Annotated in this window: 16 protein-coding genes; 11 read left to right on the top strand and 5 right to left on the bottom strand. The window is 60.4% G+C overall.

The genetic code is table 11. The features are described from left to right. Nucleotides 1-279: 279 nt before the first annotated feature. Nucleotides 280-1,326 (bottom strand): phosphotransferase family protein, encoded by a 1,047-nt coding sequence (locus PCS43_RS16525; protein ID WP_007733366.1) that lies wholly within the window; start codon nt 1,324-1,326, stop codon nt 280-282. After that, the gene (locus PCS43_RS16520; RefSeq protein ID WP_007733365.1) at nt 1,323-1,955 is read right to left on the bottom strand and encodes a TetR/AcrR family transcriptional regulator; all 633 of its coding nucleotides are present in this window, start codon (nt 1,953-1,955) and stop codon (nt 1,323-1,325) included. Before PCS43_RS16520 ends, PCS43_RS16525 begins: the two co-directional genes overlap by 4 nt. A 160-nt stretch (nt 1,956-2,115) precedes the next feature. Here PCS43_RS16520 and PCS43_RS16515 point away from each other — a divergent pair, with 160 nt between their 5' ends. From PCS43_RS16515 to PCS43_RS16470, 10 genes are all read left to right on the top strand, one after another. Continuing rightward, entirely contained in the window at nt 2,116-2,979 is an 864-nt protein-coding gene (locus PCS43_RS16515; protein WP_007733364.1) for a CoA transferase subunit A, read from the top strand. Then, the gene (locus tag PCS43_RS16510; RefSeq protein WP_042446091.1) at nt 2,976-3,734 is read left to right on the top strand and encodes a CoA-transferase subunit beta; all 759 of its coding nucleotides are present in this window, start codon (nt 2,976-2,978) and stop codon (nt 3,732-3,734) included. The genes PCS43_RS16515 and PCS43_RS16510 overlap by 4 nt, the downstream gene beginning before the upstream one ends. Beyond that, the gene (locus PCS43_RS16505; RefSeq protein ID WP_042446094.1) at nt 3,731-4,861 is read left to right on the top strand and encodes an NAD(P)H-dependent flavin oxidoreductase; all 1,131 of its coding nucleotides are present in this window, start codon (nt 3,731-3,733) and stop codon (nt 4,859-4,861) included. Before PCS43_RS16510 ends, PCS43_RS16505 begins: the two co-directional genes overlap by 4 nt. Before the next feature lies 1 nt (nt 4,862). Beyond that, nucleotides 4,863-5,738 (top strand): SDR family NAD(P)-dependent oxidoreductase, encoded by an 876-nt coding sequence (locus PCS43_RS16500; protein WP_007733359.1) that lies wholly within the window; start codon nt 4,863-4,865, stop codon nt 5,736-5,738. Next, entirely contained in the window at nt 5,731-6,516 is a 786-nt protein-coding gene (locus PCS43_RS16495) for an SDR family oxidoreductase (protein ID WP_076948677.1), read from the top strand. Before PCS43_RS16500 ends, PCS43_RS16495 begins: the two co-directional genes overlap by 8 nt. A 27-nt stretch (nt 6,517-6,543) precedes the next feature. Continuing rightward, on the top strand, nt 6,544-6,993 hold the full coding sequence (locus PCS43_RS16490) for an FAS1-like dehydratase domain-containing protein (RefSeq protein WP_003945322.1): 450 nt from the start codon (nt 6,544-6,546) through the stop codon (nt 6,991-6,993). Continuing rightward, on the top strand, nt 6,990-7,412 hold the full coding sequence (locus PCS43_RS16485) for a MaoC/PaaZ C-terminal domain-containing protein (protein ID WP_007733354.1): 423 nt from the start codon (nt 6,990-6,992) through the stop codon (nt 7,410-7,412). Before PCS43_RS16490 ends, PCS43_RS16485 begins: the two co-directional genes overlap by 4 nt. Beyond that, complete coding sequence (locus PCS43_RS16480) at nt 7,409-8,389, top strand: NADPH:quinone oxidoreductase family protein (protein WP_039973333.1); 981 nt, start codon at nt 7,409-7,411, stop codon at nt 8,387-8,389. The genes PCS43_RS16485 and PCS43_RS16480 overlap by 4 nt, the downstream gene beginning before the upstream one ends. Nucleotides 8,390-8,414: 25 nt before the next feature. After that, nucleotides 8,415-9,614 (top strand): acyl-CoA dehydrogenase family protein, encoded by a 1,200-nt coding sequence (locus tag PCS43_RS16475; RefSeq protein WP_007733351.1) that lies wholly within the window; start codon nt 8,415-8,417, stop codon nt 9,612-9,614. Nucleotides 9,615-9,761: 147 nt separating this feature from the next. Beyond that, nucleotides 9,762-11,450 carry an FAD-dependent oxidoreductase gene (locus PCS43_RS16470; protein WP_007733349.1) on the top strand — a complete coding sequence of 563 codons (1,689 nt, stop codon included), beginning with the start codon at nt 9,762-9,764 and terminating at the stop codon, nt 11,448-11,450. Between the two features lie 118 nt (nt 11,451-11,568). Here the strand turns inward: PCS43_RS16470 and PCS43_RS16465 are convergent, their stop codons facing one another. Then, a complete protein-coding gene (locus PCS43_RS16465) occupies nt 11,569-13,386 on the bottom strand; it encodes an ABC transporter ATP-binding protein (RefSeq protein ID WP_209911626.1) in 1,818 nt (605 codons plus the stop codon). Nucleotides 13,387-13,492: 106 nt separating this feature from the next. On the opposite strand from PCS43_RS16465, the gene PCS43_RS16460 reads away from it, so the two are divergent. Then, nucleotides 13,493-13,951: a MarR family winged helix-turn-helix transcriptional regulator gene (locus PCS43_RS16460; RefSeq protein ID WP_003945320.1), complete on the top strand. Its 459-nt coding sequence runs from the start codon at nt 13,493-13,495 to the stop codon at nt 13,949-13,951. Nucleotides 13,952-13,955: 4 nt separating this feature from the next. Here the strand turns inward: PCS43_RS16460 and ssb are convergent, their stop codons facing one another. Beyond that, complete coding sequence (gene ssb, locus PCS43_RS16455) at nt 13,956-14,369, bottom strand: single-stranded DNA-binding protein (RefSeq protein ID WP_007733347.1); 414 nt, start codon at nt 14,367-14,369, stop codon at nt 13,956-13,958. 182 nt (nt 14,370-14,551) lie between these two features. Beyond that, the gene (locus PCS43_RS16450) at nt 14,552-16,687 is read right to left on the bottom strand and encodes a cytochrome c oxidase assembly protein (RefSeq protein WP_073513287.1); all 2,136 of its coding nucleotides are present in this window, start codon (nt 16,685-16,687) and stop codon (nt 14,552-14,554) included. Nucleotides 16,688-16,719 lie beyond the last annotated feature (32 nt).

The following is a 16,719-nucleotide window of genomic DNA, read 5'->3' as shown; positions in this document are numbered from 1 at the left end:
TGTGGGGCACGTGGAGCCGAAAAGCGCTACCGGGCTTACTGGTTACGGCCCGCTGCAACAGCACCGCGACACCAGGCCGTCCGTCACCGTCGGATGTTCGAACGATCTCAGTGTGACAAATTGTGCCATGTTGACATCGGGTGTGAAGAGAAAAACCTCAGGAGCATTCACAGAAGGATCACGGTGGACGTTAACGCCGCAACATGAACAGAGAAGGGCGAAATACGTTGCCCCGGAGGCATATTCCACTAGACCAGAAAGTCGCACGGAAGATTTCCGTCAAATCCGTTGGGCCATTCGCCACGCTTGTGCCGCAAGCCTGTCCGCCTGGGCGCCGAACGATTCCGCCGACCGCTCGATTTCGCCCATCGCGCCACGTAGCGTGCGGCTGTACACACCCTCGACAATGCATGCGATCTTCCACCAGTTGAACGCAATGTAGAAGTCGATATTGAAGTCCGCATCTTGTTGGGCCGCAGAGATATAGACGTCCAACAGCTCATCGCGCGACGGGAACCCTTCGATTCGAGTCGGAGCATTCTCCAATGCACAAACATCGTCATCGGGTTCGGCCCAATAGACCAACAGTTGGCCCAGGTCTGCCAAGGGGTCACCCACCGTGGCCAGTTCCCAATCCAGTATTCCGGCGATCACGCCGTCGGCGCCGACAATGCAGTTGTCAAGGCGAAAGTCACCGTGCACGACGCTGCTACTGCACTGAGGGGGAATATTTCGAGACAACTTGGCATGTGTGCGTTCGAGGTCGAGGCTATCTCGCACACGATCACCCTTCCAGTTCCGCAACCACCGATTCAACTGACGATCGATGTAGTCCGTCCGATCGGCCAGAGCATTCCATCCGATCTCACGAGGGTCGACCGAGTGCAGGGCGGCAAGATTGCGAACCAGTTCCGCGGCCAATCCGGCTCGCGTTTCGTACGGGATTTTCGCGCGTACTACCTCCGGATCACGCAGGACTGCGCCGTCGATGAAGTCCATGACAAAGAACGGAGCACCAGTCACAGATTCGTCAATGCACTTGCCTACAACGATCGGTGACGGAACCGGCACGTTCTGCAGTCGCTCGAGAATGTCAGCTTCGCGAATTACATCATGGGCGGATGCATGCCTGATTCCGAGCGGGGGTCGACGTAGCACCCATCGAGAACCTGCCTCGTCGCTCACCGAGTAAGTCAGGTTCGAGCGTCCACCGGCGATCCGTTCGAATTCGAGCAATCCTTGCGTGGCATCGGGCAGATACTCACGGAACCACGCCGCCACCAGGGGCTCACACAAACCGTTGTCGCCCTGCGGTGCCGGGTTCACGACCTCACACCCTCTCGCGCGGGACCACTTCCGACAGATGCTGATTTCAGCGGCGCATCGATGCCGTCGAGAAACACCGAAACGACGGCATCGGCGAGCTCTGAAAGACCGAACTCCTCTGTGGGGCTGAACCATCGGAGCGACAACCACACAGCGTCGCGAATCAGTCCGTAGAGAATCTCCGCCGGCAGGTCGGATCGAAACTCGCCTGCGCTCATTCCGGATTCGATAACAGCGATCCAGGCGTCCTTGGTGCTACGGGCGGCCTCACGGATGTCGTGATAGGAGTCAAGTTTCCGGAGATAGGTGCTGTTGTTCTGATAGATCTCGGAGGCGTGTGGGTGCGCCTGACTGACCTGAAACGAAGCTCGAACCAGCGAACCGAGGCGAGTACGTGGGTCACCGGCAGATTCCAGGATCGACCCGTATGCGCTCGTGAGCGCCTGAAGATATTGTGTGACAATCGTATTCGCGATTGCATCCTTCGATGGGAAGTAGTGATAAAGGCTTCCGGACAGAATTCCCACCGCATCAGCGATATCGCGAACTTTGGTGCCCGCGATCCCCTTGGTGGCGAACAGTTCTGCAGCCTGTTCGAGTATCAAGTCGTGACGATCCGACCATTCCATTCAAGTCCTCCTGACGAGTCTTCACGTGTCACCTCTGACGAGGTTGCAATTTTGACTCTATACCGCGAATCAAACGTTTGCTACAGTCGCTCCGTACCGCGTAGCAAACGTTTGATACGAGACTTTGAGCGCTCGTGAAATACCAGGAGAGGACGGACGCGTGTCGGACAAGACAATGTCGGAAGCAGATGTCGTAAGTCGACTGAGATCGGGAATGACAATCGGAATCGGCGGGTGGGGTTCGCGCCGGAAGCCGATGTCACTCATCCGAGAGATCCTCAAGTCAGAACTGACCGATCTGACCGTTGTGTCGTACGGCGGAGCTGATGTGGGGTTGTTGTGCGCAGCCGAAAAGGTTCGAAAGGTTGTGTTCGGTTTCGTCTCGCTGGACTCGATACCCCTGGACCCTCACTTCAGAGCAGCCCGACAGGCTGGTCGTATCGAGGTCAGCGAATACGACGAGGGCATGCTCCAATGGGGCCTGTACGCGGCCGGGATCCGTATGCCCTACCTGCCGACTCGCGCGGGACTCGGTTCCGACGTCCTCCGGGTGAATCCGGAACTGCAGACGATCGTCGATCCTTATGCGGGCGAATCATTGGTTGCGATGCCGGCGCTCCCCCTCGATGCCGCGCTGGTACATATGAACCGCGCGGACATGCATGGCAATGCCCAATACCTCGGGCCGGACCTGTACTTCGACGACCTGTTCTGCCTAGCTGCCGAATCGGTCTATGTCTCTTGCGAACAAGTGGTTCCCACTGCGGAGTTGACCGCGGATGCACATCCGTCGACGATTCGAATTCCCCGGTTGCTTGTATCGGGAGTCGTTCACGCTCCAGGTGGTGCGCATTTCACATCCTGCGTACCCGACTACGATCGTGACGAGGCTTTCCAACTCGAATATGCCACTGCAGCAAAAGATCCAGAAGCTTGGCAACGCTTCGTCGACCGATATCTGTCCGGCTCCGAGGCCGACTACCAGAGACTCGTCGCTGCGGAATTCGAAGGAGTGCCGGCATGAGTGACGCCACTCGGGCAGAGGTCTGCGCGATCGCGTGCGCCGAGGCGTACCGAGGCAACGGTGAAGTGATCGCGAGCGCATTCGGCGTGATACCTGCAATCGGTGTGCGATTGGCGCGTCACACTTTCGAACCCGATCTCGTGTTGTCCGACGGAGAAGCGTCAGCCGTGCGCGGCACGTGGGCCGTCGACCGAACTCCGGCAGGCGAGGTCGAATCGTGGTTGCCCTTCAACCAGATCTTCAATCTCGTCTGGAATGGCAAACGGCACATCATGATGATTCCCACGCAGCTCGATTCCTATGGGAACTGCAACATCTCCGCGATAGGTGATCATTCGCGGCCGACAGTGCAACTCTTGGGAGTCCGCGGAGCGCCGAGCAATACCGTGCATCACCCGACAAGTTACTGGGTGCCGAAACACAGTGCACGCGTCCTCACTTCACAGGTCGACATGGTTTCCGGTGTCGGAAACGACAATGCACGCAAGGCCGGACCGTCGGCCAGCCGATACCACGAGTTACGACGAGTTGTCACAAATCTCGCAGTTCTGGACTTCGAGCCGGATAGCGGACAGTTGCGTCTGGTGTCGACTCACCCCGGCGTAACCGTCGACGAAGTAGTAGCCGCAACCGGGTTCGAACTCCACCTGCCCAAAGCCGTACCCACTACTCGAACCCCCACAAGCGAGGAGCTCGACCTGATTCGCAACGTCATCGATCCACGGAACCTACGTGACAAGGAAGTACCGGCATGACCGTGCTGAACTCAGGTACCGGGCCACTGCACACCCGTATCTGCGAACTCTTCGGTGTGAAGTATCCGATTGTGCAGACCGGCATGGGGTACGTCTCGGACGCCCGACTTACGGCGGCCACAACCAAAGCCGGCGGTTTGGGAATCATCGCCGGGGCGATGCTGACCTACGACGAACTCGTCAGCGCCATCGATTACGTCAAAGACCGCACCGACCAACCATTCGGCGTGAACTTGCGAGCCAACCAGGACGACATCGATCGCAGAATCAAACTTCTCATTCGATCGGGGGTCAAGATCGCCTCCTTTGCGCTCGCACCGAACCAGGCGCTGATCGGCCGACTCAAAGATGCAGGCCTTGTTGTCGTGCCGTCGATCGGAGCTCGCAGACATGCCGAGAAAGTTGCAGCGTGGGGAGTTGACGCAGTTGTCGTTCAAGGCGGCGAGGGCGGCGGACACACAGGCGCAGTCCCCACGAGTTTGCTTCTGCCACAGGTAGTCGACGCCGTCGACATCCCCGTTATCGCGGCAGGCGGATATTTCGACGGCCGAGGTCTCGTCTCAGCACTCGCCTACGGTGCAGACGGAATCGCGATGGGGACTCGCTTCATGCTCACCAGCGATTCACCGGTGTCTCAGGCAGTCAAAGATGTCTATCTCTCGAAGTCGGTCAACGACACCGTGGTCACACTCGAGATCGACGGGGTTCCTCAGCGTGTGCTGCGCGCAGGAACGATCGATCAACTCGAATCAAGCCACGGACCGACGCGCATGTTACGTGCTGCCCGCAATGCTGTTGCTTTCCAACGTCTCTCGGGAACACCCTGGTCGAAGTTGATACGTGAAGGCCTGGAAATGCGGAAGAGCCACGAACTCGGCTGGCGGCAAGTTGTGATGGCCGCCAACGCACCGATGCTGTACCGATCCGCACTCCTCGACGGCCGCACGGATATCGGAGTCATGGCGACCGGGCAGGTCGTCGGACTGATCGACGACATCCCCAGTAGCGCAGAACTCGTCGAACGCATCATGCAGGACGCGGAGGCCGTCCTTGCTCGACTCACACCCGCACCCGAATTGGACAGTCGAGTCTTGTCAACTGAAAACGTGAAAGGAACAACGAACTGAAATGAATCAGCTGAAAGATCGAGTAATCATAGTAACCGGTGCCGGTCGTGGTTTGGGCCGGGAGCACGCCCTGCTACTTGCGGCCGAAGGCGCAAAAGTGGTTGTCGACGACACCGGCGCCGGACCGGACGGGCACGGAAACGACATCAGTATTGCGGCATCGGTCGTCGACGAAATCGTCGCCGCCGGAGGAATCGCAGTTGCCAGTGTCGCGGACGTCACGACGATCGACGGCGCGAGCGAACTCCTGGACCTGGCCCTCGAGGCATTCGGCTCGGTCGACGGCCTGGTCAACAATGCCGGCATCCTGCGTGATCGAATGTTTCTGAACATGCCCGAGGCCGATTGGGACGACGTGATCTCGGGACAACTACGCGCTACATTCGCGCCCTGCACTGTATTCGGCAACTACTGGCGCGAGCGTTCGAAGTCGGGCGAAACCGTCGCGGCGTCGATCGTGAACGTATCGAGCACCTCCGGGCTGCTCGGTGCCGTCGGTCAGAGCAACTACGGCGCCGCGAAGGCCGGGATCGCAGCGTTGACAACGATCCTCGCACAGGAGGTCGCCCGATACGGTGTGCGAGTCAACGCAATTACGCCCGTGGCCAGGACACGGATGACCGAGAACGTTCCCGGTATCAAGGAACTTGTTGCAGCACCTGACGATCCGAGTGCATTCGACACCTATCATCCAGGCAACGTCTCGCCAGTTGTGGCCTATCTGCTCACCGAGAAGTGCCCCGCCACTGGTCAGGTGTTTTACGCCAAAGGCGGCGAAGTCCGCCAGTTTCTCGGGTGGCAGTACGGAAAGACCATCGCCAGAGACTCGCGATGGACGGTGGAAGAGTTGACAGAGGCGATGAGTGAAATTGTCTGAGACGACTGCGCCGATCGCTGGTCCGGGACACGGCCTTGCTCAAGGCAAATCCGTTCTGGTGACAGCAGCAGCGGGAACTGGAATCGGATTCGCAGCGGCACAACGCTTTGCTGCCGAAGGCGCCCGACTGGCGATCAGTGACCGGCATGAGCGCAGATTGATCGCGGCCGCCGACCGCATCGAGTCCGAGTTCGGCACCCGCCCACTCACTGTTCCTTGCGATGTCACGGACAATCAGCAGATCGACGCAATGGTCGATCGGGTGGTTGCCGAGTATGGATCCATCGACGTCCTCATCAACAACGCAGGCCTCGGCGGGACGGCGAGCATTCAAAGTATGACCGACGAGCAGTGGTGTTCGGTACTCGATGTGACCCTGACGAGCACTTTCCGCACCACACGATCAGTGTTGAGAGTCATGATTCCACGAGGGTCGGGGGTGATCGTCAACAACGCGTCGGTCATCGGCTGGCGTGCGCAGGAAGGGCAGTCGCACTACGCCGCAGCGAAAGCCGGCGTCATGGCGCTCACACGATGCTCTGCCCTCGACGTGGCACCGCACGGAATCCGGGTCAACGCGGTTGCACCGAGCATCGCGATGCATCCTCACCTTGCCAAGGTGACCAGCGACGAACTGCTCGAACAGCTCAGCAAGAGTGAGGCTTTCGGTCGTGCGGCACAGCCGTGGGAGGTCGCAAACGTCATGGTCTTTCTTGCAAGCGACTACTCGTCGTACATGACGGGCGAAGTCGTTTCGGTAAGTAGCCAACATGCATAGCCACCCATGGGGTCTGAAGGAGAAGCTGTGGTCGACAAAGAGTCACTAGGTATCACGGGCACCCCGTTCCGTATGGACATCGAGCGCGGCAAGATTCGTGAGTTCGCCGTTGCCACGTATTCGAGCAATCGGAACTATGTCGAAGACGAGTTCCCGGTAGTGCCCCCGACGTTTCTCACCACGACCCTCCTCTGGCAGACAGAGGGCTCGGATCCGTGGCGGAAGGTAGAGCTCGACGGCAAACGCGGACTCCATGCCGAACAGAAGTACGAGTTCTTCGGTCCACCTCCCCGCGCAGGTACTCGTCTGAACTGCACTTCGCGGATCGTCGACATCTACACGAAGCAGGGACGGAAGGGCGGCGAGATGACTTTTGCCGTGATGACAACGGATTTCGAAGACGAACAGGGAAATCTCATTGCTCGGGCAACTATGACCGGAGTGGAAACTGCTCGACCGACTGTGGAGGAATCTTGATCAACACAGTGTCAGTCCCGACCCCGTGGGTTGTCGGTCCGGTATCCCGCACCGATTTCGTCAGGTACCAAGGTGCGTCGGGAGACATGAATCCGATTCATCACGACCAGGTTTTCGCCGAGGCGGCGGGGTACCCGAGTCCGTTTTCGGTCGGGATGTTCCAAGCTGGGCTCCTGGCCACCTTCGCCACCGATTGGCTGGGTGCAGAGAACATCCGAGCGATACGAGTTCGGTTCCTCGAACAGGTTTGGCCCGATGACACTCTGACATGCTCAGCGCTTGTCGAACGAACCTATGCGGACGACGAAGGTGACAAGATCGACGTCGAACTCGCCTGCACGCGGCAGACCGGCGGATTGGCGGTCAAGGCGTGGGCAACCTTCGTGCGGACGCCCCTCGTACCGTCGGAGCGGCCGTGAAGGCGCACGTATGTACCCAGCTGGGGTTGCCGAATCAACTGCAGTTCACAGAAATTGACGATCCCACGCCGACACCGAACCAAGTTCTCGTCTCGGTCAAGGCGGCGGGTGTCAATTTTCCCGACGGGTTGATCGTCGCCGGAACGTATCAAACTAAACCCCCACTCCCCTTCATTCCCGGGTCGGAAGTCGCGGGTGTAGTGCACAGTGTCGGCTCGGACGTCCAAGGGGTCACCCCGGGGATGCGAGTCATGGCCTTCTGCGGCATGGGCGGATACGCGGAACTCGTGGCGGTCACCAGTGACAAGGTCTTTGTCATCCCTGATTCCATGAGTTTCTCCGACGCTGCCGGATTCGTGGTTACCTACGGAACGTCCTACCACGCACTCGTCGACCGAGCTGCGATCCAACCAGGAGAGACATTGCTCGTCCTGGGTGCCTCCGGGGGCGTCGGGCTCACCGCAATCGAGATCGGCAAAGCATTGGGTGCACGCGTGGTGGCGGCGGCGTCCTCCGAAGCGAAACTCGAGGTCTGTAAGCAACATGGAGCAGACGAGTTGATCAACTACACAACGGGCAACCTTCGCGAACGAGTCGCACAGGTCGCACCGTCCGGTGTAGACGTGGTGTACGACCCGGTCGGTGGAGATCACGCCGCTACAGCGGTGCGCGCATTATCCACCGCAGGAAGATATTTGACGGTTGGCTACGCTTCGGGGCAGATTCCGAAGATCGGCATGAATCGCCTCCTCGTCGTTGGCGGGGCGCTACATGGAGTTCTCTGGGGCGCATGGGCGAAGCGTAATCCGGAGTGCAACGCGGACAACATGCGAGCGCTCTTCGACATGTACGACGGTGGCGCTCTGTCTCCTCATGTGAACAGCATCCACCCGCTGATCAATGCTCCTACCGCACTCGAGGAAGTCATGAGTCGACGAGCGCTGGGCAAAGTCATCCTCTCAACCAACCCCGAATGACAATTCACGACAAAAGGTGCCGTCAATGGACTTAGCTCCGAGCCCCGCCGCGCGCGAAATCATCGCGCGTCTAGAAGCATTCATGGACGAACACGTCTACCCAGCTGAGTCGGTCTACTCCGAACAACTCGAGGCCGCAGGACCTCGCAGTCACGTCTTGCCACCCGTGGTCGAGTCGCTGAAGTTGGAAGCGAGACGCCAGGGCATGTGGAATCTGTTCATGCCGGCGCTCTCACGACTGTCTCACCTCGACTACGCCCACATCGCCGAGGTGACGGGACGCTCGCCCTACATTGCCCCCGAAGCCCTCAACTGCGCGGCGCCCGATACCGGAAACATGGAGATCCTGCACCTGGTGGGAACCCGCGAGCAGAAGGAGCGATGGCTTCAACCACTGCTCGACGGCACAATGCGTTCGGGCTTCTCCATGACTGAACCCGATGTTGCGTCCTCCGATGCCCGAAACATCACGACGTCGATTGTTCGGGACGGCGACGAATACATCGTGAACGGTCGAAAATGGTGGACGACCGGTGCAGCAGACCCAAGGTGCGAAATTCTGGTAGTCATGGGGAAGACGAATGCCGAGGCAGAGCCCCACAAGCAGCAATCGATGATCTTGGTGCCCGTCGCCACCGCTGGAGTCGAAATCGTGCGCAGTTTACCGATATTCGGATACCACGACCAACACGGCCACTGTGAAATTCGGTTCGATAACGTTCGAGTACCGGCAACAAATATGCTTGCGTCCGAAGGAGACGGGTTCGCCATCGCACAGGCGCGCCTGGGTCCAGGCAGAATTCACCACGCCATGCGCTGTATCGGCATGGCGGAGCGCGGATTGGACTTGATGGTTCGACGTGCCCAGTCTCGTAACGCTTTTGGCGGGCCGATCTCGGATCAGGGAGTTGTCCGGACCTGGATCGCCGAATCGCGAATGGAAATCGAGCAGGCCCGCCTTCTGGTGCTGAAGACAGCATGGCTCATCGACCAGGTCGGAGCCAAGGGCGCTCAGATCGAGATCGCGGCAGTCAAAGTCATCGGTCCTCGTGTGGCGCGCAACGTCCTGAATCGATCGATCCAGTGCCACGGGGGTGGCGGTGTCACCGACGACTTCCCGATCGCGAGAATGTGGGCGAGTGCCCGGATCCTCGGTATCGCCGACGGACCAGACGAAGTGCATATCAGGAGCGTCGCACGCCACGAGTTGCGCAAGCACCGCTGACGGCGATCGGTGTTCGAGGCCCGCGAAAGCCGTTGTATTGCTGAATCATCAGCCTTCGTCCACTCGAGCGCATGGTTGACCTCGGTCAACCCCTTCGGGCTGCGGCCCGTGAAGAGAAAACCTCAACCAATTGAATAGGAGAGGCAAATGCCTCGCGCGTCAAAATCAAGGGAAGTGTCCTTCGATCACGAAGTGGACTTCCTCGTTGTCGGCAGCGGTGCCGGTGGGTTGACCGCGGCGTTGGCAGCCGCCGCCAATGGTCTGAACACCCTCGTCATCGAAAAAGCAGACGTTTATGGCGGCACCACCGCGCTGTCGGGCGGCAACATCTGGGTGCCCAACAATCCAACTCTCATCCGTGAAGGGCTCTCGGACAGCCGTGACGACGTCCGGGCGTACATGCGAGCTGTCGTTGGTGATGGAGTTCCCGAGGACAACATCGACGCGTTCGTCGACGAAGGTCCACGCGTGTTCGAGTTCCTCGAGAAGACCAGCCCGCTCATGCGATTCCAATGGTGTACGGGCTATTCGGACTATCACCCGGAGAAGCCGGGCGGTCGCCCACGTGGACGTACTATCGAACCGCTTCCTTTCGACCTGAAAATGCTCGGCACCGACGAGTCCGGTCTGCGCCCCGGCGCACTTCCGACTCCCGCCGGTCTGTACATCACATCCAAAGAGTTCGTGAAACTGAACATGGTCATGCGTACCTGGGCAGGGCGACGTGCCGCGCTGGCAACCGGGTGGCGTGCAGCGAAGAGTGTTCTGACCAGAAGGCACATGGAAACACTCGGGCAGGCCCTGGTCGGCCGTCTGCGCCTGGCGATCAAACAAGCCGGCGTTCCGCTTTGGCTGAACACTGCGATGGAATCGCTGATCACGGACGACGATGATTGCGTGGTGGGTGTGGTGGCCGAGCGCAACGGCCGCACTGTCAGAATCCGAGCTTCCAAAGGCGTACTGCTCGCCTGCGGCGGTTTCGAACAGAGCGACGAGATGCGTCGGCAGTATCTCCCGGAAAACGCCAGCGCCAACTACAGCCTCGGTTCGGTCGACAACACTGGAGACGGCATCCGCGCGGGACAACAAATCGGTGCCGCAGTTGACCTGATGGATGACGCGTGGTGGATGCCCTCGTTCAAGAGACCTGACGGGATCATGCACGGATTGGTCTCCGAACGGTCGGTTCCCCGATCGATCATCGTGAACCAGAACGGAGTTCGGTTCACCAATGAATCCGCTCCCTACGTGACATTCGTCCACAACCAGATTGCCGGGGGTCACGACCCAGCGTGGTTCATCTTCGACGCGAAGGCCAAAAGTCGCTATCAGATCGGAGCGATCATGCCGGGGCAGAAGTTCCCGAAATCCTGGTTCGACAACGAACTCCTCTACACCGGCGACACGCTCGACGAGTTGGCCGGCCGCCTCGGACTTCCGAAGAAACAATTAGCTCTCACTGTGCATCGATACAACAGGTTTGCGCACAACGGTGTAGACGAAGACTTCGAGCGTGGAAAAAGTGCGTACGACAACTACTACGGGGACCCGACATTGCCAGTCCCCTCGATGGACATGATCGACGAAGGTCCGTACTACGCGATTCGACTACGAACCGGCGATCTGGGAACGAAAGGCGGGCTCGTCTACAACAAACATGCACAGGTCATGCACTGTTCCGGTGAACCGATTGCAGGTCTCTACGCGACGGGCAACACCTCGTCCGCGGTCATGGGCAACGACTACGCCGGGGCAGGCGCGACCATCGGGCCGGCGATGGTTTTCGGATACATCGCGGCGCGCCACGCAGCTGACCGCCGACAGGACCCGCGATAGATCGGAGTCGTTCCCGTTCCCGTCGGCACGACGTACAACCACGCGGAGGTGGCCTGGACGAACATCCATGCCACCTCTGGTCGGTGCTCGGTGACTCGCCAACGCGATGGATGCACTGTCACACAGTCTGCAATTCCGCAGGCAGTTCGACCGCGTCGCTACCCGAAGCCGCAAGCAGCTGCGCGTACCGCCCGCCTTGCTTCACCAGTTCGTCGTGGGTGCCCTTTTCCACAACCACGCCCTGGTCGAGGACCGCGATGAGATCCGCATCTCGAACCGTGGAGAGTCGGTGCGCCACAACAAGAGTGGTGCGTCCGACCATCAGCTCGTCGAGCGCGTCCTGCAACGCACGTTCAGTGCGATTGTCCAAGGCGCTCGTCGCCTCGTCGAGGACGAGGATCGGCGGATTCCGCAGGACTGTGCGCGCGATCGCTATGCGCTGTTTCTCACCGCCGGAGAATCGGTAGCCGCGCTCGCCGACCATGGTGTCGTACCCGTCGTCGAGACCGGAAATGAACTCGTGGATCTGCGCGATGCGCGCTGCCTGCTCGATCTCGGCGTCCGTGGCGTCGGGTTTCGCGAACCGAAGGTTCTCACGAATCGTCGTGTGGAAGAGATACGTCTCCTGCGACACCACACCTACCAGGTCGGAGACCGTCGCCAGATCGAGGTCCCGCAGATCGACGTCGTCGATTCTCACCGATCCCGCAGTCGGGTCGTACAGACGTGCGGCCAAGTATCCGAGAGTGGTCTTGCCCGAACCCGTGGAGCCGACAAGCGCCAAGGTTCCGCCGGCCGGGACCGTGAGGTCGATGTTGTCGAGGGTCTTGCTGTCGGTTCCTGGATACGAGAAGTCGACGTGGTCGAACCGAAGTTCGCCGGACATCTTGGTGCGGTCGAAGCTCTTCGACTCTTCCGGATCCGCGATGTCGATCGGCAGATCCAGGTACTCGAACACGCGACTGAACAGTGCCATCGAGCTCTGCACCTCGACGCCCGTGTTGAGCAGCATCATGGTGGGGCGGAACAATTGTGTTTGCAGCGTGGTGAATGCGACGAGGGTGCCGACGGTGATGGTGTTGCCGTGATCGAGAGTGAAACCGGCAAACCAGTAGACCAGTGCAGGCATGGCTGCGAAGGTGATCGACATGGTCGCCATGCGCCACTTGCCGGCCATCATGGCTCGGAGTTCGACGTCTGCGACTTCCGCTGAACGCTCGGTGAATCGATCCGTCAGAGCCGACTTCGCGCCGGTCGTCTTGCCGAGGAGAATGCCGCTGACGGAGAGAGATTCCTCCACCTGGACCGACAGATCACTGAGTAGCTTCTGCCGCTTACCAGAGATCTTGCGGCGCTCGTCACCGATCTTGCGTGCGATACGGATGAACACCGGCAAGATCGCCAGCGAGAAGATGGCAAGCCGCCAATCCAGAAGGAACAGAGCAACAATGGTGGCTGCCACGGTCGTTGCATTCTGCGCGATGGATGTTGCCGTGTTGGTGACCACCGACTGCATACCGCCGATGTCGTTGGCAATACGCGACTGAACTTCTCCGGTTCGGGTTCGAGCGAAGAATCCGAGCGACTGATTCTGCAGATGCGAGTAGACCCGCACGCGCAGTTGGTGCATCAGGTTCTGGCCGATGCTGTTGGACATCCAGGTCTGTGCCACGCCGAGACAGCTCGTGATCACGGCAATGGCGATCATGCCGATGGCCAGAACGCTCACGAGTCCGAGGTTCTTGTCCGGGATCGCCTTGTCGAGCATTTCGCGTAGGAGCAGCGGGCTGCCCAGCGCCACGATCGCGCTGAGTGTGATGACCGCGGTGACGATGGCGATCTGAGTTCGATACGGCGCGAACAGTCCGAGTACGCGTTTTGCCGGTACGGATTCCGCCGGAGTGATCTCGACAGCGGATCGTTCGATGTTTCGCATGTGATCTGGTTTCACGTTCTACCTCCTGGAGGCTTTCTCACCCTAGTTTCATATTGATGAGGTTACCTCACTATGAGGCTGACACCAACAACGCTAGACTGACGCTATGCATTCCCGAGAGCGCGAACTCACCGACGTCGTGATGTCCGTGGCACGGCTCATCCGCCGACGTCAGGTGGCAGCGCTGGAACCATTCGGTCTCTCGCCGTCGCAAAGCCGAGCGCTGCGAGTACTGACCCGAGTGGGCGAGCCGGTTCGACTCGGGTTTCTTGCCGAGCGATTGCGCATCGTTCCGCGGTCGGCGACCGACGTCGTAGATTCCCTCGAAGAGGCCGGATGGGTGCGCCGCACTCCCGATCCGAACGATCGGCGAGCCGTGTTACTCGAGCTCACCGACGCCGGCGCTACCCTCGCTGCCGACGTCGCAAAAGCTCAACGACGCGAATCTTCGGATGTGTTCGACGACCTCGACGAATCGGAGCGAGCAACTCTCACCGAACTTCTCGAGCGAGTGGACGCGGGGCACGACTCGCGGCCCCGCGACTGCCCGAAACCTTCGGTCTGAGTCCTCACGCAGCGACGGTGTCGACTGCGTCCTCGACATTCTCCGCCGACGTCGGCTTGCTCTGACGCTCGATCTTCGAGATGCAACGAGCAAGGTCCGCGCCTACCGCAGTCGCCCGTAGCTCGAGATCGGAACGAGGCACACCCTCTTTGGTCGTGTACTCGTTGGTGCGCAACTCCCCCGCCACCATGACCGGATCACCCTTCATGATGGATGCGCCGACGCCGGTGACCAACCGCCGCCAGCAGCTGACCGTGAGATAGAGGGTCGCTCCGTCCGTCCACTCTCCGGTCACCGCGTCTTTGCGACGCGTGTTGCTCGCCATCCGAAAGCTCAGCACCTCTTCGCCATTGGTGGTCTGCCGCTTCACCGGATTGGTGATGACGGTTCCGACAACCGTTGCATGCGTTTCGTACATGTCCGATCCCCCTTCGAACTCCAGAACCCGCCAACTGCCGCGGGGCCGATCACTGCGTCGGCAGTTTCGATTGTGGAACGACAAACGCGTGGCTCGGGATCTTCGATTTCCACCTGTGCATCGGTGGAACAGCTGTGGAGAAACAGCACTGCCCGAGCCAAACGGCCCGGGCAGTGTCGGAGCTAAGTGCTAGTGGAGGATTCGTCGGATTTCTTCTCGCTGGGTGTCTCGTCCGCAGAGTCCTCGCTTGCAGTCTCCGCGTCAGCAGCCTCACGGGGTTTCCACCCTTCGCGGTCTCGCCTGGCCAATTCGGCGAACATCGCGTTGTGCGCGGCGAGGTCGGCGTCGTGGTCGCGCTCGGCCGCACGGTCGGTTCGGCGCGCTGTCCTGCCATCGCTGCGCGACCACTGAACCAGTAGCGCGAGCATGACCACCATGAGCGGGATCTCGCCGGTCGCCCACGCGATGCTGCCGCCCAGCTGCTGATCGCCGATCAGGTCGTTGTTCCAGCCGAGGCCGAGCGAACGGAAGTACGCGCCGCCCATGACGGCGGTGGTGCTCATCAATGCCACGCCGAAGAAGGCGTGGAACGGAAGTGAGCCGAAGACCATTGCCAGCTTGGTCACTGGCTGCAATTGACGTGGTGACGGGTCGATTCCGATCGCCACCCAATAGAAGAGATAGCCGCTGAGGATGAAGTGCAGGTTCATCAGCAGGTGAGCGCTGTGCGAGTCGACCGTCGCACCGTAGATTCCGCCGAGATACAGCGCGTAGAAACCGCCGACGAAGAGAACTGCCGCCACGATCGGGTGGGTGATGAATCGCGAGAACGGGCTGTGCAGAGCGGTCAGAATCCACTCGCGAATGCCGGGCACGCCGTCCTTGCCTGCCGGATCCAGGGCCCGCAGAGCCAAAGTGATCGGCGCACCCAGAACCAGCAGGACTGGGCCCAACATCGACAGCGCCATGTGCGCACCCATGTGAACGCTGAAGACTGCCGGCGCGTACTTGCCGACGCCCGAAGACGTGGCGATCAGGAGCACCGCACAACCGCTCATCCAGGCGATGGTTCGGCCGACAGGCCAGGAATCCCCACGCTTGGCCAGCTTGCGCAGACCGATTCCGTACAGAATCGCCGCGGCGATCGCGGCGGTGCCGAACATGAGGTCGAATCGCCAGTCCGTCACGAAGGCCATGAACGACGGCGGGTCCGGAAGGTTGTAACCGAGTTCGACCTCGGGGATCGAGGGAATCGACAGCGGCGGGGGCGGCGGGGTACGACCGAGGCCGATCGCGAGACCGATGGTTGCCGCCATCACGATGCCTTCAGCGCCGGCAAATCGAATCAGGGCAGAGCGACTCTTCGGATTCTCCGCCAGCGCCGGTAGCGCCCGACTCCGCTGAGCCCAACCGAAGAACCCGAGGATGATCAGTGCAACTGTTTTCGCGACGATCAATCGTCCATATGTCGTGGTGAATACGTCGTCGAGAGGCAGACGGACAATCGCGTTGATGACGCCGCTGAATCCCATGACGACGAAGCAGATGGATGCGACCGTCGAAAAGCGTCGGGCTGCTACGTCGGTGTAATCGCCGCCGCGGCGCGCGTGTGCCAGTAGCGCGAACAACCCGCCGGCCCAGAGCGAAGCCGCCACGAGGTGCAGGATCAGACTATTGGTAGCGATGTCATGCGACCCGCCCGAAGACGAGTGACCGGTGAGAGCGAGCGGCATCAGTCCGAGAAGACCGACCAGCAGCAGTAGCGGGGTCCACCACCAGCGCAGTGTCAGTCGGGCCAGGATCGCCAGAACAACCGCGATGATCGCAGTCCAACGCCAAGCGCCGGCGATCTCGACCTGATCGAGTCCCGACCACAGGTTCGCCGGTTTGATCGCTTCGGCAAACGGCTGACCCGACGTGTCAGAGAGCGTCAGAGGCACCATCGTGAACGAACAGATCGCCCACACGATCGCGGCGTGCGATGCAGTTCGGACTGCCCGATAGCCGTCGACGTCGAGGACGCCCGACTTCTGCGGCGGCACGAAGAACGCGGCCAGCAGCAGTGACCCGATCGCGATGACCGCGGCGATCTCCCCCAGTGCCCGCATCGCGGGCAGGCCGTACGTGGTGATCGGGCCTGGATCCGGAATACCCAGAAGAGTCAGTGCCTGCGACGCGGAGAATCCCACCACGATGGCTGCAGTGAGCCCTGCGATGAGTCCGCTGACCACGAATATCGCGGTCGAAGAAGCGGGTGCACCGCTGTGCTGTGTGGACTCCGGTGGGGAATCTGTCGGCGCGAGGTCGGGTGTAGCCATACCTCAAGGGTAGGACCTTCGCGAACCGACTA

Source organism: Rhodococcus sp. C-2 (assembly GCF_027854095.1).
Classification (GTDB): Bacteria; Actinomycetota; Actinomycetes; order Mycobacteriales; family Mycobacteriaceae; genus Rhodococcus_F; species Rhodococcus_F qingshengii.
This window is presented reverse-complemented; position numbering and strand designations above follow the sequence as displayed.

What these genes read in the sequence shown, in the direction of transcription:
- PCS43_RS16450 (WP_073513287.1), bottom strand. Translation starts at nt 16,687, where the DNA reads ATGGCTACACCCGACCTCGCGCCGACAGATTCCCCACCGGAGTCCACA.
- PCS43_RS16465 (WP_209911626.1), bottom strand. Translation starts at nt 13,386, where the DNA reads ATGCGAAACATCGAACGATCCGCTGTCGAGATCACTCCGGCGGAATCC.
- PCS43_RS16510 (WP_042446091.1), top strand. Translation starts at nt 2,976, where the DNA reads ATGAGTGACGCCACTCGGGCAGAGGTCTGCGCGATCGCGTGCGCCGAG.
- ssb (WP_007733347.1), bottom strand. Translation starts at nt 14,369, where the DNA reads ATGTACGAAACGCATGCAACGGTTGTCGGAACCGTCATCACCAATCCG.
- PCS43_RS16505 (WP_042446094.1), top strand. Translation starts at nt 3,731, where the DNA reads ATGACCGTGCTGAACTCAGGTACCGGGCCACTGCACACCCGTATCTGC.
- PCS43_RS16475 (WP_007733351.1), top strand. Translation starts at nt 8,415, where the DNA reads ATGGACTTAGCTCCGAGCCCCGCCGCGCGCGAAATCATCGCGCGTCTA.
- PCS43_RS16470 (WP_007733349.1), top strand. Translation starts at nt 9,762, where the DNA reads ATGCCTCGCGCGTCAAAATCAAGGGAAGTGTCCTTCGATCACGAAGTG.
- PCS43_RS16500 (WP_007733359.1), top strand. Translation starts at nt 4,863, where the DNA reads ATGAATCAGCTGAAAGATCGAGTAATCATAGTAACCGGTGCCGGTCGT.
- PCS43_RS16460 (WP_003945320.1), top strand. Translation starts at nt 13,493, where the DNA reads ATGCATTCCCGAGAGCGCGAACTCACCGACGTCGTGATGTCCGTGGCA.
- PCS43_RS16520 (WP_007733365.1), bottom strand. Translation starts at nt 1,955, where the DNA reads ATGGAATGGTCGGATCGTCACGACTTGATACTCGAACAGGCTGCAGAA.